The sequence below is a fragment of the Gilliamella sp. Imp1-1 genome, from assembly GCF_001690415.1.
Taxonomy (GTDB): Bacteria; Pseudomonadota; Gammaproteobacteria; order Enterobacterales; family Orbaceae; genus Gilliamella; species Gilliamella bombi.
Map to the genome: position 1 here is coordinate 1 of NZ_LZHK01000012.1, position 20,796 is coordinate 20,796.

Here is a 20,796-nt window from a genome sequence, read left to right on the forward strand (position 1 = left end):
TTTATCTCTCGACTTATTGTCGAAGGATGTCTATTGAGTAGCTGGGCTATCTCTTTTTTATTCTTTCCGGCTTGTAATAATACGAAAATCTGGTATCTTTCCTTCCTAGAAAGGTGATTATAATACATAGCAATCTCCAAACTGTGGTGGTGCGAAGGTGCTAGTATAAATCACCTTTCTACTTTCTTCACTCCACCGTGTTTAAAATTGCACTTCATGTTTGAATCCAGGTATATTTATGAAAATAAAAGTAAGTTAAATAGGAGAATAGATGAAAGCCTTAAAAAACGTTTTACTTATATTAACCACCGCTATGGCTTTAACTGGTTGTGAAGAAAAAAACGAAGAATATTATTTAAACAATATAGACTCAGCAAATAAAAAAGTAGAGCAATGTAATCAGGATCTAAAAAAGGCATTTATGGCAAGTGATAAAGGCGGTATCGAAAAGGTAGAAAAAGATCCTGAATGTCGTGCTGCAATGTCTGCAATTAAAAAAGACAAAAAGATAAAATATGAATTAGAAAACAAACGGAAAGAAGACGAAAGAAAACAAGCAGTAGATTCTGAAATGAGTGCTATTAAAAAACAAATTTCTGGTATGTCGTGGGGCGAATCAGTTAATGAATATTTAAAGGTAGATGAATGTAAAAGTAGTTTTTCATTTAATAAAAGCCCGAAATGTGAAGCTTGGGAAACGATTTATAAAGAAAAAGTAGATGAAGGTAAAAAAGAGTTAAAACAACTATCTTTTAATGAAATTAAAGCAAAAATGCAGTCTTTATGTAAATTAGATAAAAGAACTGGCTCTAATTGTAGTGTTGCCGAAAAAGCGTTAGAGGAAAAGGCGGCGAATTAGCTAATGCTGATATTCAAATCATTGAATCAAAAAAATCACTATACTGTGCAGATGACCTAGTTTTTTTACCAGTTTGTAGTATTAGTTGGGAAAAAGCATGGAAAAAAGAAAGTGATAAGTACATTAAATTCTATACAGAAAATAATGCGGAATTTATTACTACATATAACTCATGTATAGATAAATTAGAAGCAGTTAAATCTCAAAAATTAGACTGGAACAAAGAAAGTAAATTACAAAAAGCAATAAAAGAAGGATACCCTTGTAGTCAGGTAAAGGATGCTTACACGAAAAGGGGAATGGGATATTCTTGGTTTGATAAAAAAATTGAAGAATAACCTAATAGTAGCTCCATGTCAGACAGGAACAAATTAGTGCCAAAGAACTCGCTTTTAGCGAGTTCTTTGGCACTAATTAGAGCGTAAAACTTAGTAAAAATTCTAAAAACCGTATCGCTAGATTGTATCCCAAAAGCTCAAGTTCTTTAAAACGAACTGCGCCAAATTTGGTCACTTTCTGTTCTAAAAATTTTTAGTAAAGGTGTTGATTTTATTGTTTTTTTAATGATGTGACTGTATAATGCCAAACAAAAACAAATACTGATAGCACTTTTTTACCGTTGAAATGGCTAACCTAAAGCGTCAGTTAGCACGTTTTAGGCTAGGCTGGTGTTAGCCTTTTACCCTATTGAGATTCTGCATAAGATAATGGGCAGAGTCCTTTGGGGTAATGTTAAAAATCGAATTGATAAATCAGATCCAATGTTTGAGCTAAACTTGATGTTGCATCTAAATAGAGACTAGGCATTAGGCGATAACGCAAAGTAAAAGTGGCCAATGAATCAAATATACCTACACCATATTTAAGTTGTAAATTAGGTAATATGTAGCCACTAACCACAACTTTAGAGTTATTACCGGCACCTTGCGTATCAAGTGTTAGATTTTTAATACCAAATACATTACCAATATCGCCAATATATTTACCTGTTTTCGCTGTGCCAATACCAACCAGCAAAGCTGTCATCATATCGCTATCGCTTTGTTCTGTACTATCGAGTCCTTGTCCTCGGATTAAGTAGGAGAGTGCTTCTTGCTGTGACATGGCGGGATCTGAAAATACTTCAATTTTTGGCGATTCAGAAGATCCTGTAACACGGATTCCAGCCATAATATTACTATTTTCCATTGCTTCTGGATTACGAATTGCTTCTATATCGAGTGTAGCTTGATCAGCCGATCCTGAAAAAGTAATGATGCCTTTATGAATAATTAAATCTTGCCCATAAGCATGGAATCGACCTGTTGGAATCAAAACTTCACCATGCAAATCAAGTCCTTTATTGGTTTGTGCTGCAATTAAACTACCTTTAAGCGAAGCCTTTAGTCCAAAAGCATCGACAATAACGTTATCACCAATATCAATTTCAAGATGACTATTGATCTTAATGCCAAATTCCTGAGGCCTAATAGGTTTCCGATTTATATCGAGCATTACTTCATCTGGTGAGACATCAACACTTGATGCTGGTAGTGATTCAACTGTTATTTTTCCTTTTGGAATGCTAACTTTACCTAATAACGTTAATTCATCTTGTGTTACATTGATTTTAATATCTGGAACAATTGACATAACAATCATTGGTGGCACAGTAACTTCCATGGCAGCGCCATTAACAGCTAACGAGGCTTGCCATTTATCTATAGTATTCCAGCTGGCATTACCATTAATATTAACATTGCCAGCTTGAGTTGTTAAAACACCTTTTAATGTGGATGATTTACCATTGAAATTGAGGTCAAATTTAGCTGATTTAATATCAATTGGTAATTGGCTAGATTTGATTTCGCTATTTTGTAAGTTAATATTTCCTGTTAGCAATGGCTCATTTAATGAGCCAGAAAATTTAACGTTACCATTAATAGCCCCTTTAGCATAGTCTTTGCTATCTAATAATGGGTTAATAATTGCTAAAGCTAAGTGATCGATACTTAATTTACCACTTAATTTTTTTTGTTCAATTGGATCAGTAATAACAAGATTACCGTTTATTTTTCCTAATTTATTCAGACCAAATTTCCAATCCAATTTAGCCTGTTGTTCATTAAATTCAGCATCTATTTTGAAAACATCAAAAGGCAATAGTAACGATTGGGAGGTAACCATTTGTTGAATATAAACATCATAACTTGTTAAATTTGCTTTTATTAATGGTATTGTATTGTCATTATTAAATTGAATAGTTATTTTTCCATTTACATTACCAGTAAGTTTGGTTTCACCGTCATTTGGTATTGGTAGCCTAGATAGATTAATGTTTTTTAAGGTGATACTTGTATCGGTATTTTTAGCTAACAAAAATTGCTTATCAAGGCAAATGCTTGACTTTCCATTAATCCAGCAATGAGCATTAATTGCTGGGATTTGATTATTAACATCATAAGATAAGTCAACAGATTTAGCTAATTGCCAACTGTTATTTTTGTTTAAATTGAGTAGCGCACCTGAAATGGTTCCGTTCCACTTTGTGCGTTCTTTATCAAGTTTTCCTGTTAACGATGTTTTTAGTGATGCAGGTTCACCATCAATATTAACGGTTAATATATGTTGGCTTTCACTACCAGATAGATCAACATTTAGTTTTTTTATGGTTTGATTTGAAAGTTCTATTGATTGTCCTGTGAGTTTAATGTTGCCACTGATCTGTTCTTTATACTCAACTTTACCTATAAGATTAGCTTTGGCTATTTTGATGGTGTTAAAAGATAGCGAGTTAATAGCTAAACTAGTATCTATAATTGCATTATCATGTGTGCGATTAAGTTTTATATTACCCACAATTGAACCTTGCATATCATCAACTATTAACGATAATGATCCGAGATTTAGCTTCGCCAGTAAGTTGCCTTTTTCAGCTGAACCATTTAAATCGATCTGATTTTTACCCCAATTGATTGCAAAATTATTTGCAGTGGCTAAGTTTTCAGAATCAACATATACGTTACCAGATGCTAAAAAATTAGCATGGTTAATATTACCTTTTAGTTGTAGATTGGAAAAATCAAACGCCCATTTATCTTTGTCTAGTACGCCTGTAGTTTTAAATTGACCATTTAATCGAATCGGATAGTTAGGTAGTCCTTTGTACATATCAACATTATTTAGTTTTATGTTGACATTCCATTGTAATGCTTGTGGCCAACTTATATTTCCATCTATATTAATTTCACCTTGAGGTAATTTAATGATTCCATGATCAATGCTTGCCTCTTGATTAGTTCCTTTGCCAGCAATATCAAACGAAGTATTAATTAATTCTTTCCCTTGAATAATACCTTTGGCCGACATTTGAAACTGTTTTACATTACCGTTTATTGATGCTGAAAAATCATTTAATTGGTACTGAGCTTTTCCTTCAATCGGCCATTGAATATGCTTACCTTCAATTTGAGTGATTACAGGTAAGTATTTTTCAATAAAATTGATGTGTCCACTCATCACCATTTGATTCAAACCATCAAGGTTTAAGTTAGTTAACAACTCACCAAGTAATTTTCCTGAAAACTGTGCATCAAGTTGATTTTGTTCGGTATTTGCCTTTATTAAAGCTAATACAGGCCAGTCATCGTGTAATGTGATTTCACCTGAAAGTGAAGCATGTCCGCTAACATAGGGAGTTATAGCATCTGTATCTAATTGTTTTATAATAATACGGCTATTAACAATATTGGTTTGAATTGTAACGTTATCAAATAGGTAATCATGCCCCCCCATATGTAATAGCCAGTTTGTCCCTCTTAAACTAGTTACATTAATATCTAATGGAATATTAACTTGAGGCAATGATTCAATCAGTGGTTGATTAAAAAGTTGGGCGATTTTTTTATTAAGTGCGATATCTGTATCGGACGTTTTTACGGGTACATTTGCTGCTTTATTATCTGTAAAAATAGCATTCAACCCTGTAGCAACAGCAGGATAAACATGAATCTGATTATTAACCCATGTGGCTTTACCCGTGAAGTCAGACATTCCAAATTGCATATCATCAACAGTGACTTTTACATTAGTAAGGTGTGTGCTGTTAAGCTCTATAGGTAATGGAGTTTTGAGAACAAAATGTTGTTCTGCGGTAGTATCAATAGTAGTTTCACTTGGTGAACTTTCTATTTCTTTAGTATTAATGGAAACATTTACACCATTGGCATTGAATTGATTGACGCAGACTTCAGTCTTTAATAAACAAAGTCCTGCGAGTGAAAATGAAGTATCATTAACTTGAACATTAACACCTGGTAATTCAAGTGAAAGTCCTTGTACATGCAAATCATGAAAGGTGCCTTCAACTTGAGCTATTTTTAACTCAGGTAGAAATTTATTTAAAACATAGGTGGTTAGTTTTACACCAAGACTGGTGTATATAAACAAAATAACAAAAACAATTAGAAAGGTAATAACAGATAAAATGGCGATGCTTCGTTTTTTCCATTTACGTATCCGCTTTAATTTTTTTACTTTTTTAATTCTAGCTGAATTTTTAGTCATATTATAATTCGCTTCCTAAGCCAATGTATAGGTGAATTGAGCCTGTATCTTTGTTAAGTGGTGTTGCTAAATCAACCTTTATTGGCCCAACCGGAGAAGCCCAGCGGATGCCAAAACCAGTTCCTGTATAAAATTTAGTTTTATCAACTTTATCTATAGCTTCACCTGTATCTACAAATGCGGCTCCCCACCATGATCCAGATAAATTATATTGATATTCAAGTGAACCTGTGATGAGTTTAGATGCACCTTTTAATTTACCTTTTTTATCCTTAGGTGAAATAGACTGATAACTGTAACCTCGAATACTGCGTTCACCACCAGCAAAAAATCTAAATGATGGTGGAACTCGGTCAAAATTGCTCGCTTGTATAATGCCAAAATTGCCACGAGCTATAAATCGATGCGATTTTTTTAAGGAGCGAATCCATGCTTGTTGTGCCTGAAATCGCACTAGATTAATATCTGAACCTAATTGCTCTCCAGCTGCTTCAATAGAATAACGTTGTGAATCGCCCCACATTGCTAATAAACTACCATCAGAACGAATTCTTGATATGCTAAGCGACGGGTAATACAAAAATGTTTTAAAACTTGAATCACCTTGGGTAAAGTCATCATTTAACACATTTAATCCTAATGCTGTTTGCCATCCATAAAAATTATCCCAATTACGTAAAGCCCCGAACGTATAAGAACGTGAATAGGTATCATTATTATCTATCTTTTTATAACCACCTTGAATAGTATAATATTGCTCTAAAGGTGATTTTTTTAAAGGGATTTTGTAACTCATGGTCACCAATTGTTCTGGCGAAGATAGTGATAAGTTACTTTGAAAACTTTGCCCTCGACTATTGATCCAAGGTTTATTCCAACCAATCTTACCATGCACGCCGTTATCAGTTGAAAAGCCCAACCCTAAGTCCATATTATTTTTTTTTCGGGGTGAGGTTTCTACATTAATGGGAAGAACTCTATCTTCGGTTAGATGAGGAAAATCTGGAACAACAACCACTGAATTAAACCAGTTTGTAGAAGTAAGGCGTCTATTTAATAATGATAATTGTTCAGCTGTATATTTCTCACCGTCTTTAAATGGCACAATATTAGCTAAATAGTCATCACGAATTTTGGCATTATGAAAAGTAACTTTACCGAATCGATATCGCCTACCTGTTGTATAATCAATATTCCAAAAGGCTTGATGATCAGACATAGATACAGCTAATTGATGTTTAGGCATATTTGCATCAAAGTAACCTTTTTTTAGTGATAAATTTTGCAGGCTTTTCTTAAATGATTCATAAATACCATGATTTAACACATCGCCAATTTTTGGTAAGTTGTTTTTAAGTAAATATTGAAAATCTGGATCTTGTTGCCCCTCACCAGTAATATTAATATTAAGCTGTTCAACTAATACGGGTTCGCCAGGTGATATATTAACAACAAGAACCTTCGGGTTTTGTGCGTTATATTCAAAGCTAGGAGAGTAGTAACCCAATGCACGTAATGCTTTTTTTGTTTCGCTTTCAAAATAACGCTTAAAATTTGGAGTATCACTAACTTTGTCAGGTGTAATTAATGAAGTTCGTGCCTCAACATTATCTGCAAGATCGCCTTTTAATCCCTTAATGGATAACTTCATGTCAGCATAACTTGTCGTAGCTGTCATAACTAAAAGTAAACCTAATGAACAGGAGAATCGAGACACATATACCTCGTATAATATTAAGATTCAAGTAAAGTTACATGACCGATAAAAGGTAAGTGACGGTAGTGCTGAGCATAGTCAATACCATAACCCACAACAAATTCATCAGGAATTGAAAATCCGATATATTTAACTGGAACGTTTACTTCACGGCGAGAGGGTTTGTCTAATAGCGTACAAATTTCAATACTGCGTGGATGGCGCAATTCTAAAATAGCCATGACTTTGCTAAGGGTATTACCTGTATCTATAATATCTTCGATAATTAATACATCTTTATCACGGATATCTTCATCTAAGTCCTTTAAGATTTTAACGTCACGGTTACTAATAACAGCATTACCATAGCTTGATGCTGTCATAAAATCAACTTCGTGCCCGACAGTAATTGCTCGGCTCAAATCGGCCATAAAAATAAAAGAGCCACGTAAAAGTCCAACTAAAATAAGTTCATTTTGGCTATTTTTATAGTCTTGACTTATTTGTTGGCCTAGCTCAATTACACGTTTTTGGATATCATCAGTAGATATCATCATTTCTAATGTGTGTTTTTTCATTAATAATGCTCAAATTAAATTTTTAAAAAATTAAATGAGATTCTAGCAATTTTCCTTGGTAAAAAGAATAAGCGAACCCATTTTTTATTAAACTAACATGGGAATAGATTTTTGTATTTTATACTCAAACACCTAGTTACCTGAAACTTTTTGACAACAATTTTTAGTCACTTTTTTTTGTAAACGCCGTTTTTTAAAAAAATCACTCAAAATAGTACTACATTCGTTAGCTAGTACTCCACCTGTCACTTCTGCATAATGGTTGATGCCTTGCTGAGCAAGAATATCAATAAAAGAACCTGCTGCACCAGTTTTGTAATCTTTTGCACCATATACTACGCGTTTAATACGACTATGTATAATGGCTCCAGCACACATAATGCAAGGCTCAAGAGTGGTATACAGAGTTGTATTAATCAATCGATAGTTATTCAAATATTTACCTGCTTGTTCAATAGCCATCATTTCAGCATGCGCAGTGGGATTATGCTTACTAATGGGTTGATTAAAACCTTCACCAATAATTTGATTATTTTCATCAACAATCACCGCGCCGACTGGGATTTCTCCAAGCAACTCGGCGCGTTTAGCAAGCACTAGTGCATGTTGTATCCAAATTTCATTTGACATTTTCAAATTACAAATTATTGAGATTTAGAACATCACGCATGTCGTATAAACCAACTGGCTGTTTGGCAAGCCAGAGCGAGGCTCGAACAGCACCATTAGCAAATGTCATGCGGCTAGATGCTTTATGACTAATTTCAACGCGCTCGCCAATATCGGCAAAGATAGCGGTATGTTCTCCTACTATGTCACCTGCTCGGATAGTTGCAAAGCCAATAGCGCCTTGTGGTCTTTCCCCTGTATGACCTTCACGACAGTAAACTGCACGATCTTTTAAGTTGCAATCAAGTGCATCTGCAATGGCTTCACCCATGGCTAATGCTGTACCAGAAGGAGCATCAACCTTGTGACGGTGATGGGCTTCAATAATTTCGATATCAGTATAACCGCCCATAATTTTGGTAGCTTTTTCCAATAATTTTAGCACTAAGTTAACACCGACACTGAAGTTTGCAGCAAAGACAATGGCAATGCTTTTAGCTGCATCAGCAATAGCTTGTTTACCTGCATCATCAAAACCAGTTGTGCCAATGATTATCATTTTTTTATTTTCAACACAAAAAGCTAAGTGGGTGAGTGTACCTTCAGGTCGCGTAAAATCGATCAATACGTCAAATTGATCTTTAGCTTGTTCTAGATTATCGGTGACTTTAATGCCACAAATACCGATCCCTGCAAGCTCACCTGCATCACTACCAATTAGTGAGGAACCTGCTCGTTCAAATGCTGCTCCTAAGGTAACCCCTTTGATTTGCGAAACAGCTTGGATAAGTTGCCGTCCCATTTTGCCACCAGCACCAGTGATCGCAATACGAATCATGTTTGTTGACATATAACTTTCCTTAACTTTTTGTGAATATAGATAAATAAATATTATAGCGGAAAATAAATAACTTATACACATCGACTAAACTTAAATGCTAGAATTTTTGAACCATTTTCTATAAAAAATAATCAGGAGTTTATTATGCGATCTCCGTGGTATTTTGGTTGGAATATTGTTATTGCGGCCTCCTTTCTAACTTTACTTTCTAGTGGATTAAGAATGAGTATGGGGGTTTTTTTTCTGCCCATTGCAAATGATCTGAATTTTAGTCGTAGCGTACTTTCTGGAATCATTGCTATAGGTATGCTTTTCTCTGGAATTGCTATGCCAATATCGGGATATTTAGTCGGTAAATATGGTACTCGTTTTGTCCTAATATTAGGTTCCATCATTATTATTATTTCTACTGTTTGGTCAGCTAACTCAACTGATTATTGGAACTTTTTTCTATCTTTTGGTGTTGCGTTATCTTTTGGTACTTCCTTTGTTGGTTCTGTCAGTTTTATGCCCATTGTGGCACGTTGGTTTATCAAGCGTAGAGGATTGGCTTTATTTATTTTATCAACAGGAAGTATGGCAGGTATTGCAGTGATGTTACCTGTTTTTGCTTTCTTGATTCCTATTTATGGATGGCAAACAACGCTAATTTCATTTGCTGTGATTTTTATGATTATCGCTTTGCCTATTGCTTTGTTTATTATGAAAGATAATCAATCTGAAATCGAAGTCTATAGTATAGAGCCTGTTATCAATCAAAAAATAGAGCCTAGTATCAAACTTATAGATGTGTTAAAAACACGTCCATTTTGGCAGCTGAGTTTTGGGCTTTTTACCTGTGGCTTCAGTATGAATTTATTAGGAACACATGGAGTCCCAATGCTTACCGATCATGGATTTGACCCTATCATTAGTTCTAATGGTATTGGTTTGATTGGTTTAGTGGCTATTTTAGTACCTTAGTTTTGGGTTATTTATCTGATATAGTGCAACGAAAAAACATTTTAATGATGGTCTATTTAATACGAGGTTTAGGTTTTATTGCTCTTGTTTTAGCATCAACTAAATGGCAGCTTTTTACTATTGCAGCAGTGGGTGGTTTGGTTTGGGCTGGTGCTTTGTCGATGTCTGGAGCCATTACCGCAGATATTTATGGTGTAAAAATTGTGGGACTACTTTCAGGATTAACCTATTTGGGACATCAAATTGGTGCGATGATTGGTTCATGGTTAGGTGGATGGGCTTATGATCATTTACACACTCATTTAGTTGCGTTTGGTACGGCGAGTATTTTATTGTTACTGGCGGCATTTAGTGCTTATCATCTTCCTAAATGATAATAGTTCAAAACAAATGGACGTCAAGTAGCGTCCACTCTTGCTTATAAAACTTTTAGTAATTCAACATCAAAAATTAATGCACTGTATGGTGGAATTGATGCGCCAGCACCTTGAGCACCATAAGCTAATTCTTGAGGAATATATAAACGCCATTTTGAACCTTTTGGCATAAGTTGTAACGCTTCAACCCAGCCTTTAATCACACCATTGACTGGAAACTCAGCAGGTTGTCCACGTTCAACAGAACTATCAAATACTGTGCCATCAATTAGTTGCCCTGTATAATGAACTTGCACGCGATCGGTTGCTTTAGGTAATGCGCCATCGCCTTGTTTGATGATTTCGTATTGTAAACCTGATTCAGTCGATTTAATGCCATCTTTTGTAATGTTTTCTGCTAGAAAATCTTTACCTGCTTGAGCAATTTTTTCTGCTTGTTTGGTCTTCTCTTTGGTTGCTTGTTCATGCACATGGCGTAATGCTTCATGTAATTCTTGTAAAGGTAGAGCAGGTTGATTACCCGATAATACATCTTCCATTGCTAGTTTTAATGCGTTGAGTTCTAAATTATTTAAGCCAGATTCTTTTAGTTGTTGTCCTATTTGCAAACCGATAGCATAACTTGCTTTTTGATCTATAGTTTCTAGTTTCATTTTGTACCTTTGATGTTTAAAAATAGTGTCTATTATGACAGTATTAAGTTGGTTGATACAAGAATAAAAGTCAAGTGATAATTTATGTTAGGACCTACTGATATCAGAATCATTATCTAACTGTAGAAGAATTTATTAATTTGGCTAGCACTTATGAAAAATATCAGCGATAATATATATCATTATTTTTTTATGGATAAAGTTAGATGCTGTTTCGTAAGTTTACCTCTTTTACAATTGTAGCGAGTGTTTTATTAACTGGTTGTTCGGTTGTTGATCGTTGGGTATATCGACCTGATATTAACCAAGGTAATTATGTAACACCAGATGCTATAGACCTATTACAAGTTGGTCAAAATAAAGAACAGGTTGTATTTATTATGGGGTCACCAATGTTAACTTCTGTCTTTGGTGATCGTGTTTGGTATTATGTTTTCCGTCAACAACCGCAGCATGGCGCTGTTAGTCAAAGAACCTATGTTGTCTATTTTGATGAAATGGGTATTGTAAAGGATATCAAAAGTTCAGAGCTAGCAGGTTCTAAATCATTAGAAGAAATGAATAAACAAGGTATATCAGATCCAATTGATACAAAATCTGATGATGATACTCCTGAATCTTAATTAAAATATAAAATAAAAGCCTCTTTAAAAAATGAGGTTTTTATTTTGGTTTAGCTACGGCTATTGATCTTTTGTATTAATTATAAGCTTATTTATACATTTTTAGCTACATCATACAACTGCCAATGTGACCATACTAATATAAATTCTCGACAACTTATTGTTACGATTGCTATACCTAAATAATGTTTTATCTTATTTGTTGACGAGGATCATTATACTCATCTTAAATATTTAGAATTTGCTACTGTAGATTTACAATCAGGTTATTTTAATCATGAGTTGTAAATAACTCGGTATTTTCCTGCAACTTATCAGTTAAAATTAATTATTCAATTGTGGGACAAGGCAGATTCTGTTATACTGCATTCCCGTCTGATTCTTATTTGTTATATTGGTTTTTATGCTTTAAAAATCGATACAACATTGTTCTTATAAATTAATAATGGTCTGGTATTAATGGTCACGAATTATATTTTTGTTACAGGCGGTGTCGTTTCTTCCCTTGGTAAAGGCATTGCCGCAGCATCACTTGCTGCAATCTTAGAAGCCCGCAATTTAAATGTCACCATGCTCAAACTTGATCCCTATATTAATGTCGATCCGGGCACAATGAGTCCTATTCAACATGGTGAAGTGTTTGTGACTGAAGATGGTGCAGAAACCGATCTTGATTTAGGTCATTATGAACGTTTTATTCGCACTAAAATGACGCGAAAAAATAACTTCACTACAGGGCGCATTTATTCTGATGTATTACGAAAAGAGCGACGTGGTGATTATTTAGGGGCTACGGTTCAAGTTATTCCTCATATCACTAATGCAATTAAATCACGTGTAATTGATGGCGCAAAGGGGTTTGATGTCGCAATTGTTGAAATTGGTGGTACTGTTGGTGATATTGAATCACTTCCGTTTTTAGAAGCGATTCGTCAATTAGCGGTAGATGTTGGACGTGAACACACATTATTTATGCACTTAACCTTAGTACCTTATTTGGCCTCTGCTGGTGAAGTTAAAACCAAACCTACGCAACATTCAGTAAAAGAGTTGCTGTCAATTGGTATTCAACCCGACGTGTTAATTTGCCGTTCCGATCGCATTATTCCTGCTCATGAACGAGCTAAAATTGCACTATTTTGTAACGTGCCTGAGCGTGCAGTGATTTCACTTAAAGATGTCGATTCTATTTATAAAATCCCGGCATTATTAAAATCACAAAACTTAGATACTTTTGTTTGCAAACGTTTCAATCTCGACTGTAAAGAAGCCGATCTTTCTCAATGGGAACAAGTCATTTATGAAGAAGCTAACCCAGTTGGTGAAGTGACTATTGGTATGGTGGGTAAATATATTGCTCTACCGGATGCTTATAAATCAGTGAACGAAGCATTAAAACACGGTGGATTAAAAAATCGTTTAACGGTGAATATTCGTTATATTGATTCAGAAGATCTTGAGTCACGCGGTACTGATTTGCTAGAAGGTTTAGATGCTATCTTAATTCCTGGTGGATTTGGTTATCGTGGTGTTGAAGGAAAAATTATGGCGGCTCGCTATGCACGTGAAAACAAGATCCCGTACTTAGGTATCTGCCTTGGTTTACAAGTGGCTATGATCGAATATGCACGTAATGTTGCAGGCATTAAAGATGCTAACTCAACTGAATTTGTCAAAGATTGTGCAAACCCAATCATTGCTTTAATTACAGAATGGAGTGATGAATCGGGTAATGTAGTACAACGTAATGAAAACAGTGATTTAGGTGGCACAATGCGTTTAGGTTCGCAAATTTGCCATTTAGAGCCAAATTCATTAGTATACGATATGTATAAAAATGAATCGATTACCGAGCGTCATCGACATCGTTATGAAGTAAATAACAATTTATTACCTGAAGTGGTTAAAGCTGGGTTAAAAGTCACCGGTCTTTCAACGGATAGAAAGTTGGTTGAGATTATCGAAATCCCAGATCATCCATGGTTTGTTGCGTGTCAGTTCCATCCAGAATTCACATCAACACCACGAGATGGACATCCACTATTTAGTAGTTTTATAAAAGCTGCCAAAGCTTATCAAGAGCAGCAACAAAAATAGTTTTAAATTAACATTTGTAATATATCTGTCATATAGAGGAAAATAACATGGCAAAAATCGTTAAAGTACATGGTCGTGAAGTGATCGACTCTCGTGGTAATCCAACAGTTGAAGCCGAAGTTCATTTAGAAGGTGGTTTTGTTGGTCTTGCAATCGTGCCATCTGGTGCGTCAACTGGCTCACGTGAAGCGTTAGAACTTCGCGATGGTGACAAATCTCGCTTTTTAGGTAAAGGCGTATTAAAAGCGGTTGAAAACGTAAATGGACCAATCGCTAAAGCCGTTGTTGGTAAAGATGCTTTAGATCAAGCTGCTATCGACCAAATCATGCTTGACTTAGATGGAACTGATTTTAAATCTAACTTAGGTGCTAACTCAATTCTTGCTGTATCTTTAGCTACAGCTAAAGCTGCTGCAGCTGCTAAAGGTGTTCCTCTTTATCAGCACATAGCTGATCTTAACGGCACTCCAGGTCAATATTCAATGCCATTACCAATGATGAACATCATCAACGGTGGTGAGCACGCTGATAACAACATTGATTTACAAGAATTCATGATCCAACCAGTTGGTGCTAAAACAGTTCGTGAAGCAATTCGCATGGGTTCTGAAGTATTCCACAACTTAGCAAAAGTATTACACGCTAAAGGTATGAATACTGCAGTTGGTGATGAAGGTGGTTTTGCACCTAATTTAGGTTCAAATGCTGAAGCATTAGCATGCATTAAAGAAGCAGTAGAAAAAGCAGGTTATGTTTTAGGTAAAGACATAACCTTAGCGATGGACTGTGCAGCTTCTGAATTCTATAACAAAGAAACTGGTAAATATGTATTGAAAGGTGAAGGTAACAAAGAATTCACTGCTCAAGAATTTACTCATTACTTAGAAGGTTTAACTAATGAATATCCAATCGTATCAATCGAAGACGGTTTAGATGAAAGCGATTGGGAAGGTTGGGCTTACCAAACTAAAGCATTAGGTCACAAAATCCAATTAGTGGGTGATGATCTATTTGTAACTAATACTAAAATCTTTAAACAAGGTATTGAAAAAGGTATCGCTAACTCTATCTTAGTTAAAGTAAACCAAATCGGTACATTAACTGAGTCTATCGCTGCGGTTAAAATGGCGAAAGACGCAGGCTATACTGCGGTTATTTCTCACCGTAGTGGTGAAACCGAAGATTCAACAATTGCTGATTTAGCCGTAGGTTTAGCAGCTGGTCAAATCAAAACTGGTTCAATGAGCCGTTCTGACCGTGTTGCTAAATACAACCAATTAATCCGTATTGAAGAAGCTTTAGGTTCAAAAGCACCATTCAACGGTTTAAAAGAAGTTAAAGGTCAATAATTCTTTTTTATAAAAGACGTTATTGCTTAAAAAACGGTGACTAGTTCACCGTTTTTTATTTTTATTTAATCTTACATAACCATTGGAACAGTTGCACCAACTTAGGTTGTGTTGTACTCTTATCGTTTGATTTTTTTATGGCTGATTATAAATATCAATGCGTATTGATTTAATCGCCAGTAATTGACAGAATAACTAACACGATTTTAATTTCTACTTATGAATAATATTACGAATATGTCTAGGCCAAAAAGTAAATGGCAACTTTTTAACTGGCTTTATACTGGTAAATTACCATTAAACGAATTATGGCTTAATCCGACTTATCGTTATAAGTTTTTTTTCAGAACCTTATTTTTAAGTCCAATCACTTTGAAATGGCTTGATAAATTAAGGCAGTATCCACTACTTGGCTATTATTTTTCGTGCCAAACAAATTTGCCGTGTAAATTACAGCGTCCTTATTTAGCTTCTTGCTTGAGTCAAAAAGCCCGTTATGACGCTTTGGCATATCATTATGATTTTTTAGCTAAACAACCTGACAGCATAAGCAAGGCTTTTTATAATCCACAATTTCCTTTTGTATTGGCGGATGTAACAGTTAAAAATGAACAAAACATTCAAATAGCAGTGCAAGCCCGTAATAAATTTGCAAGAGAGGGCGAAATTAGCTTTTATTTTTATGATAGTGATGGCATCGACTTAGCCACTTTGACGTTTTCAATTGTTGAATATCAAGCCAAACCAACACTGTTTATTGCTGGCTTACAAGGTACAGGACATGATGATGCGCGCACGCGTGTGCAAAAAGCAACTAAAGCGTGCTATGGATTGTTTCCTAAACGTATTGCTGTTGAGGCTGCGTTGACGGTTGCACGTTATTATCAATTAACGCAAATTGTTGCTGTGGGCAATAAAACACATATATATAACAATTGGCGCTATAATAGCCGCCAAGAGCGCATTTTATCTGATTATGACGATTTTTGGTTAACTCTTGATAGCAAACAAGATTCCAATGGTTTATTTATATTACCAAGCCAAATTAATCGAAAATCCATTGAAGAAATCGCCAGTAAAAAACGTTCAGAATATCGAAATCGTTACGCTTTATTGGATCAGCTTCAACTTAATATTGAGCAAAATTTAGCATCATTGACTTAATGATTAGCAGTAACATGTTTAAAACATAGGTTTGATCCAATTATTTAAAAATAAAAATCAGGAATAGTTAAGGAATAAAATATGTATTTTGGTATTCTTATTGCGTTAGTGCCATTGTTTATTGGTTACTTAATTAAGATTAAAAATGATAGTTTGATGACTAAGATTAACCAAACGTTGAGTTGGATGGTTTACCTTATTTTATTCATTATGGGATCTGAACTTGCACATTTAGATAACTTAACTACAAATTTACAAATAATTTTATGTTATACCGGTGTTCTTTTTGTTTGTACATTTGGCGGTAATTTTGTTGTTTTAATTATTTTTGATTATTTTCTTTCTACCAAGGCATATAAAACAGATCAAACTTACGAATCACGTTTTAAAATGATTTTTGAGTCATTGCGTGTTTGTATTGCATTAATTATTGGGTTTATTTGCGGATTATTTCCATTATTTATTTGGCAATATTCAGAAAGTACCACGCAAGTTGTATTGGTTTTTTTATTGTTTTTAGTCGGTATTCAATTGCGCAGTAATAATATTTCAATCAAGCATATTCTGCTCAACAAAATAGGCATAATTACAACGATAGTAGTTACGATAAGTGCATTTTTAGGGGGCATTGTTGCATCATTTGTTTTAGATTTGCCCACACGAGTAGGTCTTGCTATGTCATCGGGTTTTGGTTGGTATTCGTTATCGGGTATTTTAATGACAGAAGCCCATGGTCCAGTTATTGGTAGTGCTACGTTTTTAAATGATATTCTGCGTGAATTATGCGCAATTATTTTAATCCCAACACTAATTAAACGCTACCAATTAACCACATTAGGTTTGTGTGGTGCAACATCAATGGATTTTACACTCCCCATGCTGCAAAAAGGTGGTGGGATAGCCATAGTGCCTGCGGCTATTGCGCAAGGTTTTTTATTGACACTTATAATGCCAATATTTATTACGTTATTTAACTATGGAGGATTTGGGTTTTAGCTTAAAAAAAAGCAAAGCCTACTTAAACGGAGTAAAAAGGTAATGGGAAAGTATAGTTTATTAAGAGGTAAAGTAAGGCGTTTAAAAATATTGAAAGTAGATCAAGAAAAGGATCACAATAAAAAACTGAAGACTGTGGTTTTATTGAGTCAATTTTGGGGCTATTTATTATCGAGATGATTGGTGGATTTATTCTAATAACCGCTGCTATATGTAAGTTTGTTTATGAATTCATGCTTAGTTTATTTACTTTTGGGTTACTACAAACCAAGCTATTGAAAGGCACACCATCTGTTTGTTATATCGGTAATGTTAAAGTCAAAGGTAAGTTAGAAAATGTCGCTTTTAAAAATGGTGATTACGTCGAAATGGTTGTCAAACAAATTGATAAGAACAAATATCAAGCTTATGCCGTCCGCTTTCCTAAATACCATGCTTTATTTTTCCCTAAAGGAGTTGGTCTTTCGACGTTGCAATTGCTGAAGTATTGTATGTTTGGTGTTGGATCGATAATATTATGTACCGATGTTTTTATTTTCATTAGCATATTATTCAATCATGAGTGGGATTCTTCAGAAGTGATAGAAATTACCAAAACAAGCTGTATTGGCTTTGTTGCTTTTGTGTCCTTTTTCTTCTTTGTTTTTGGTGGGAGGTTAACTTTTATTTGTAACCGTATTTATGCCACTTTAGATTATCCAAAACCATGGTTACACAACAGTTGGTATGAAGAATTCTTGTTTTTCAAAATGAATCGTCGTTGGGATCCTGAGCTATTTGATGATCCTCAAACGCCAGAATTTCAAAAAATTAGAAATAAAGATATACAGCCTTCAGCTAATTATTACTGCCGAACACCTATTATACCAAGTTGGGTAAATATTATGGATGAATCATAATTTATAAATTTGATGAACTAAACCCCTAAGGCATAATATGTATGCAATATCAATGGATAATCCTTACCAAGGGGAAGGTTATAAAAATAGAAGGTATAGGAAAGCATCGGGTTGTTTACACTTTATAATTAAAATAATCTTCTAAAAAACTTATAAGGCGATTTGTTGTAAATCGCTCAAATTTTTGTTTCGATCTTTTAAATTGTTATTATTTGCTGATTATACTCTATCTCCATTAAAGCACTAGTCTTGTATCCGGATCACCCATTCATTTGCTAGCTGCAGGTCTAGTGAAATTTTAATTCATATAATGGTGTGCATACACGCTTGAAGAATTCTTAATCACCAAACGGTATAGAATCCTGAATATTTTTTACAAAAATATAATCTAATTTAGGTAAATGCCCATATTGAGCACTCAACTCACAAAAAATTATGCTGTTTATTTCATGTTTTATATACAATGGTAGCCATGTTATTTAGACTCATGAGATCATTTAGTATTATATATGGTTGGATGGCTAACTATAAAATATTTAGTCAAATCAGTGATGTTATTTTCTATGATATATGCGCAATATTGCTTGTTGTTGATAAGGTGTTAGTTTTGTTTTTATGTCTATTGATTACAGTATTTTCTCAAATTACTATAAACAATGTGACTAATTCCTACAGTTATGAGTTTTTATACGCTTAACAAAACTTTACAAAAAAGTAGATGAAAAATGAAGTTTTTATTCTAAAATAGAGTAGCATAGTTATATACTACTTTATGCTAAAATTACTAAAAACAACATTAACTATTTATTTTATAACAATAAATTTAAGAAAATAAGTATGAGGAATAATAAAATTATGATAAAATATGAATTTAATCGGGCATCGGGCATCGGGCATCGGGCATCGGGCATCGGGCATCGGGCATCGGGCATCGGGCATCGGGCATCGGGCATCGGGCATTTTGTTAATCGTTTTATTTCACCTTTAATATTACAGCAAAACGTTTTATTTTTACTTTTCTTTTTGTTTTAAACACTTCCATTGCAAATCTCACTTTGTTGTCAAAATAACAACACTTATAGCTCACTCAAAACCTAAACTTACTCAAATAATGGGTTTAATCTTATTATCACAATGGATACATGTTGGCTCAGTTAATGCAATACTAACAGCAACTTCGAGTCAGATTATTACAGGAAATGCACCGCAAGTGGTGGTGTTGTCGAGTGCAGATAAACATGGTTTTACTGTCAACGGTGTTTTTTACAGTGAGGCGAGTGGCACTATAAAATCTAGTGAAGTGAAAGAATTTGATGGTAATTTAACGCTTAACGATTTTAAAGTGGCGATTTATACTTCAACAAACTTAGATAAAGTTGAAAATTACAGCGATATAGATGGTGATAGTGCCGAACCACAAAAGCCGTTTAAAGTTGAATCGACTAATTATTGGTGGTATGACAATAATGGCGTAAGAATAATAGGTGATGATAAGAAAAAAATTATAGGTTGAGGCAGTGGTTTTTCAATGCCATTAAAACTCATCATTAAAACCAATGTTAGTGCCCATTCAGCATACGGAATTCCTGATAAAGGCGAGCAGATTACCCTAGCTAAAACTTATCAAATAGCACCAAAATCGGAGTTATGTTATGTCAAACCAAATAGCATAATTATTTATCCTGAATATCAATGGGGGTAAGCCTGGTGATAATCCAGATTTGAATTATCAAATGTATTGGAGCGAACACGATCAAAAGGTGGTGGAGGTTATACTCAAGATTATGTACCAAATTATGGTTTTAGAATTAAACCAGTCGTATCGTCAAAAACATTTCCTACAACAGGCTTTCCTGGAGCTAAATTTCAGTTAGTGATGACTGGTTCACAAACGGATTACCGCTATCAATTAATTAACAACCCTGGTGATGGGGTTGTTGTTGATAAGAATGGTATGGTTAAATTAATAAGTAAACCATCAGGAACTGTCACTATAAGGGCAGTGTTAAAAAAAGATGCATCTGTTATGCATGAGTATAGTTTTACACCAATTTCAGTTTGGGCAAAACCTCAAGGCGATTTTAAAGGAGATAGAGCAAGTGGATGGCAACGATGTGGTGGTATTGTAAATGCCCCAAACTTAGTACACAACTCACGTAGAAAATTAAGCTGCTTGTTTTAGTGTTTTATACTCAATCGGTGTCATGTTATTTAATGCCTCATGCGGTCTTTCGGTGTTATAAATCGTTAGCCATTCTTCGGTTATTCACCTTGCTTGTGCTAAGTTGTTAAAAAGATATAAATCAAGTACTTCAGTACGATAGGTACGATTAAATCGTTCAATATAACCATTTTGATAAGGGCTACCGGGCTTTATATAATCAATGGCTATATCATGTGATTTAGCCCAGTTTATAAAGTTTTTTCCTGTAAATTCTGGCCCATTATCGACCCGTATTTTTAATGGATATCCATGATATTCGGCCAGTTTATCTAAGTAACGGGTAATCCTTCCTGCTGGTAAGCTGACTGCAATATCAATACCTA

At 34.5% G+C, this 20,796-nt stretch carries 21 protein-coding genes and 1 pseudogene; 13 read left to right on the forward strand and 9 right to left on the reverse strand.

What is annotated here, in order from left to right; translation table 11 throughout:
• Positions 1-128: helix-turn-helix domain-containing protein (locus A9G38_RS12685; RefSeq protein ID WP_141671666.1), on the reverse strand; the 128-nt coding region annotated here is incomplete at its 3' end.
• Between the two features lie 143 nt (positions 129-271).
• Between A9G38_RS12685 and A9G38_RS01585 the strand changes: the two genes are divergently transcribed.
• Entirely contained in the window at positions 272-859 is a 588-nt protein-coding gene (locus tag A9G38_RS01585) for a hypothetical protein (protein WP_034909920.1), read from the forward strand.
• A 732-nt stretch (positions 860-1,591) separates the two neighbouring features.
• Here A9G38_RS01585 and tamB read toward each other — a convergent pair.
• The 5 genes from tamB to dapB form a co-directional block, all read right to left on the reverse strand.
• The gene (tamB, locus tag A9G38_RS01590; RefSeq protein WP_034909917.1) at positions 1,592-5,404 is read right to left on the reverse strand and encodes an autotransporter assembly complex protein TamB; all 3,813 of its coding nucleotides are present in this window, start codon (positions 5,402-5,404) and stop codon (positions 1,592-1,594) included.
• 1 nt (position 5,405) lies between these two features.
• Positions 5,406-7,082 carry an autotransporter assembly complex protein TamA gene (tamA, locus tag A9G38_RS01595; protein ID WP_051634120.1) on the reverse strand — a complete coding sequence of 559 codons (1,677 nt, stop codon included), beginning with the start codon at positions 7,080-7,082 and terminating at the stop codon, positions 5,406-5,408.
• Between the two features lie 56 nt (positions 7,083-7,138).
• Positions 7,139-7,678 carry a hypoxanthine phosphoribosyltransferase gene (hpt, locus tag A9G38_RS01600; RefSeq protein ID WP_034909910.1) on the reverse strand — a complete coding sequence of 180 codons (540 nt, stop codon included), beginning with the start codon at positions 7,676-7,678 and terminating at the stop codon, positions 7,139-7,141.
• A gap of 132 nt (positions 7,679-7,810) precedes the next feature.
• The gene (gene tadA / locus A9G38_RS01605; RefSeq protein WP_051634119.1) at positions 7,811-8,308 is read right to left on the reverse strand and encodes a tRNA adenosine(34) deaminase TadA; all 498 of its coding nucleotides are present in this window, start codon (positions 8,306-8,308) and stop codon (positions 7,811-7,813) included.
• Between the two features lie 7 nt (positions 8,309-8,315).
• Positions 8,316-9,137 carry a 4-hydroxy-tetrahydrodipicolinate reductase gene (gene dapB, locus A9G38_RS01610; RefSeq protein ID WP_034909908.1) on the reverse strand — a complete coding sequence of 274 codons (822 nt, stop codon included), beginning with the start codon at positions 9,135-9,137 and terminating at the stop codon, positions 8,316-8,318.
• 135 nt (positions 9,138-9,272) lie between these two features.
• On the opposite strand from dapB, the gene A9G38_RS01615 reads away from it, so the two are divergent.
• Positions 9,273-10,091, forward strand: coding sequence for an MFS transporter (locus tag A9G38_RS01615; protein WP_202961522.1), 819 nt, complete (start codon positions 9,273-9,275; stop codon positions 10,089-10,091).
• Between the two features lie 23 nt (positions 10,092-10,114).
• A complete protein-coding gene (locus A9G38_RS12375; protein ID WP_202961521.1) occupies positions 10,115-10,465 on the forward strand; it encodes an MFS transporter in 351 nt (116 codons plus the stop codon).
• A gap of 44 nt (positions 10,466-10,509) precedes the next feature.
• Here the strand turns inward: A9G38_RS12375 and A9G38_RS01620 are convergent, their stop codons facing one another.
• On the reverse strand, positions 10,510-11,121 hold the full coding sequence (locus A9G38_RS01620) for an FKBP-type peptidyl-prolyl cis-trans isomerase (RefSeq protein ID WP_034909906.1): 612 nt from the start codon (positions 11,119-11,121) through the stop codon (positions 10,510-10,512).
• Between the two features lie 206 nt (positions 11,122-11,327).
• On the opposite strand from A9G38_RS01620, the gene bamE reads away from it, so the two are divergent.
• From bamE to A9G38_RS01660, 10 genes are all read left to right on the forward strand, one after another.
• Positions 11,328-11,744 carry an outer membrane protein assembly factor BamE gene (bamE, locus tag A9G38_RS01625; protein WP_051634118.1) on the forward strand — a complete coding sequence of 139 codons (417 nt, stop codon included), beginning with the start codon at positions 11,328-11,330 and terminating at the stop codon, positions 11,742-11,744.
• Positions 11,745-12,203: 459 nt separating this feature from the next.
• Entirely contained in the window at positions 12,204-13,841 is a 1,638-nt protein-coding gene (pyrG, locus tag A9G38_RS01630; RefSeq protein ID WP_034909903.1) for a glutamine hydrolyzing CTP synthase, read from the forward strand.
• Between the two features lie 47 nt (positions 13,842-13,888).
• Positions 13,889-15,190 carry a phosphopyruvate hydratase gene (gene eno / locus A9G38_RS01635; RefSeq protein WP_034909900.1) on the forward strand — a complete coding sequence of 434 codons (1,302 nt, stop codon included), beginning with the start codon at positions 13,889-13,891 and terminating at the stop codon, positions 15,188-15,190.
• A 219-nt stretch (positions 15,191-15,409) separates the two neighbouring features.
• The gene (locus tag A9G38_RS01640; RefSeq protein WP_034909898.1) at positions 15,410-16,354 is read left to right on the forward strand and encodes a VirK/YbjX family protein; all 945 of its coding nucleotides are present in this window, start codon (positions 15,410-15,412) and stop codon (positions 16,352-16,354) included.
• Between the two features lie 81 nt (positions 16,355-16,435).
• The gene (locus A9G38_RS01645) at positions 16,436-17,350 is read left to right on the forward strand and encodes a lysine exporter LysO family protein (RefSeq protein ID WP_034909896.1); all 915 of its coding nucleotides are present in this window, start codon (positions 16,436-16,438) and stop codon (positions 17,348-17,350) included.
• A 155-nt stretch (positions 17,351-17,505) separates the two neighbouring features.
• Positions 17,506-18,249 (forward strand): hypothetical protein, encoded by a 744-nt coding sequence (locus A9G38_RS01650; RefSeq protein ID WP_141671096.1) that lies wholly within the window; start codon positions 17,506-17,508, stop codon positions 18,247-18,249.
• An 855-nt stretch (positions 18,250-19,104) separates the two neighbouring features.
• Positions 19,105-19,281, forward strand: coding sequence for a hypothetical protein (locus A9G38_RS12140; protein ID WP_176713213.1), 177 nt, complete (start codon positions 19,105-19,107; stop codon positions 19,279-19,281).
• Positions 19,282-19,360: 79 nt separating this feature from the next.
• On the forward strand, positions 19,361-19,762 hold the full coding sequence (locus tag A9G38_RS01655) for a hypothetical protein (RefSeq protein ID WP_065574932.1): 402 nt from the start codon (positions 19,361-19,363) through the stop codon (positions 19,760-19,762).
• A 15-nt stretch (positions 19,763-19,777) separates the two neighbouring features.
• Positions 19,778-19,951 carry a hypothetical protein gene (locus A9G38_RS12145; RefSeq protein WP_155266111.1) on the forward strand — a complete coding sequence of 58 codons (174 nt, stop codon included), beginning with the start codon at positions 19,778-19,780 and terminating at the stop codon, positions 19,949-19,951.
• 36 nt (positions 19,952-19,987) lie between these two features.
• Complete coding sequence (locus A9G38_RS01660; RefSeq protein WP_034909889.1) at positions 19,988-20,431, forward strand: hypothetical protein; 444 nt, start codon at positions 19,988-19,990, stop codon at positions 20,429-20,431.
• Here the strand turns inward: A9G38_RS01660 and A9G38_RS12690 are convergent.
• Both A9G38_RS12690 and A9G38_RS12630 read right to left on the reverse strand, forming a co-directional pair.
• A complete protein-coding gene (locus A9G38_RS12690; protein ID WP_081297626.1) occupies positions 20,414-20,515 on the reverse strand; it encodes an integrase core domain-containing protein in 102 nt (33 codons plus the stop codon). The two genes, A9G38_RS01660 and A9G38_RS12690, sit on opposite strands and share 18 nt — an antisense overlap.
• Positions 20,507-20,791: pseudogene (locus A9G38_RS12630) on the reverse strand (integrase core domain-containing protein); the annotation flags it as partial. The gene A9G38_RS12690 and the pseudogene A9G38_RS12630, both read right to left, overlap by 9 nt.
• Positions 20,792-20,796: the final 5 nt, after the last annotated feature.

Bases quoted from the DNA above. Each gene is read 5' to 3' on its own strand.
- pyrG (WP_034909903.1), top strand. From the start codon at position 12,204: ATGGTCACGAATTATATTTTTGTTACAGGCGGTGTCGTTTCTTCCCTT.
- dapB (WP_034909908.1), bottom strand. From the start codon at position 9,137: ATGTCAACAAACATGATTCGTATTGCGATCACTGGTGCTGGTGGCAAA.
- A9G38_RS01640 (WP_034909898.1), top strand. From the start codon at position 15,410: ATGAATAATATTACGAATATGTCTAGGCCAAAAAGTAAATGGCAACTT.
- bamE (WP_051634118.1), top strand. From the start codon at position 11,328: ATGCTGTTTCGTAAGTTTACCTCTTTTACAATTGTAGCGAGTGTTTTA.
- A9G38_RS12140 (WP_176713213.1), top strand. From the start codon at position 19,105: ATGATAAAATATGAATTTAATCGGGCATCGGGCATCGGGCATCGGGCA.
- A9G38_RS01645 (WP_034909896.1), top strand. From the start codon at position 16,436: ATGTATTTTGGTATTCTTATTGCGTTAGTGCCATTGTTTATTGGTTAC.
- hpt (WP_034909910.1), bottom strand. From the start codon at position 7,678: ATGAAAAAACACACATTAGAAATGATGATATCTACTGATGATATCCAA.
- tamB (WP_034909917.1), bottom strand. From the start codon at position 5,404: ATGACTAAAAATTCAGCTAGAATTAAAAAAGTAAAAAAATTAAAGCGG.
- tamA (WP_051634120.1), bottom strand. From the start codon at position 7,082: ATGACAGCTACGACAAGTTATGCTGACATGAAGTTATCCATTAAGGGA.
- A9G38_RS01655 (WP_065574932.1), top strand. From the start codon at position 19,361: ATGGGTTTAATCTTATTATCACAATGGATACATGTTGGCTCAGTTAAT.
- A9G38_RS01615 (WP_202961522.1), top strand. From the start codon at position 9,273: ATGCGATCTCCGTGGTATTTTGGTTGGAATATTGTTATTGCGGCCTCC.
- A9G38_RS12145 (WP_155266111.1), top strand. From the start codon at position 19,778: ATGCCATTAAAACTCATCATTAAAACCAATGTTAGTGCCCATTCAGCA.
- eno (WP_034909900.1), top strand. From the start codon at position 13,889: ATGGCAAAAATCGTTAAAGTACATGGTCGTGAAGTGATCGACTCTCGT.
- tadA (WP_051634119.1), bottom strand. From the start codon at position 8,308: ATGTCAAATGAAATTTGGATACAACATGCACTAGTGCTTGCTAAACGC.
- A9G38_RS01620 (WP_034909906.1), bottom strand. From the start codon at position 11,121: ATGAAACTAGAAACTATAGATCAAAAAGCAAGTTATGCTATCGGTTTG.
- A9G38_RS01585 (WP_034909920.1), top strand. From the start codon at position 272: ATGAAAGCCTTAAAAAACGTTTTACTTATATTAACCACCGCTATGGCT.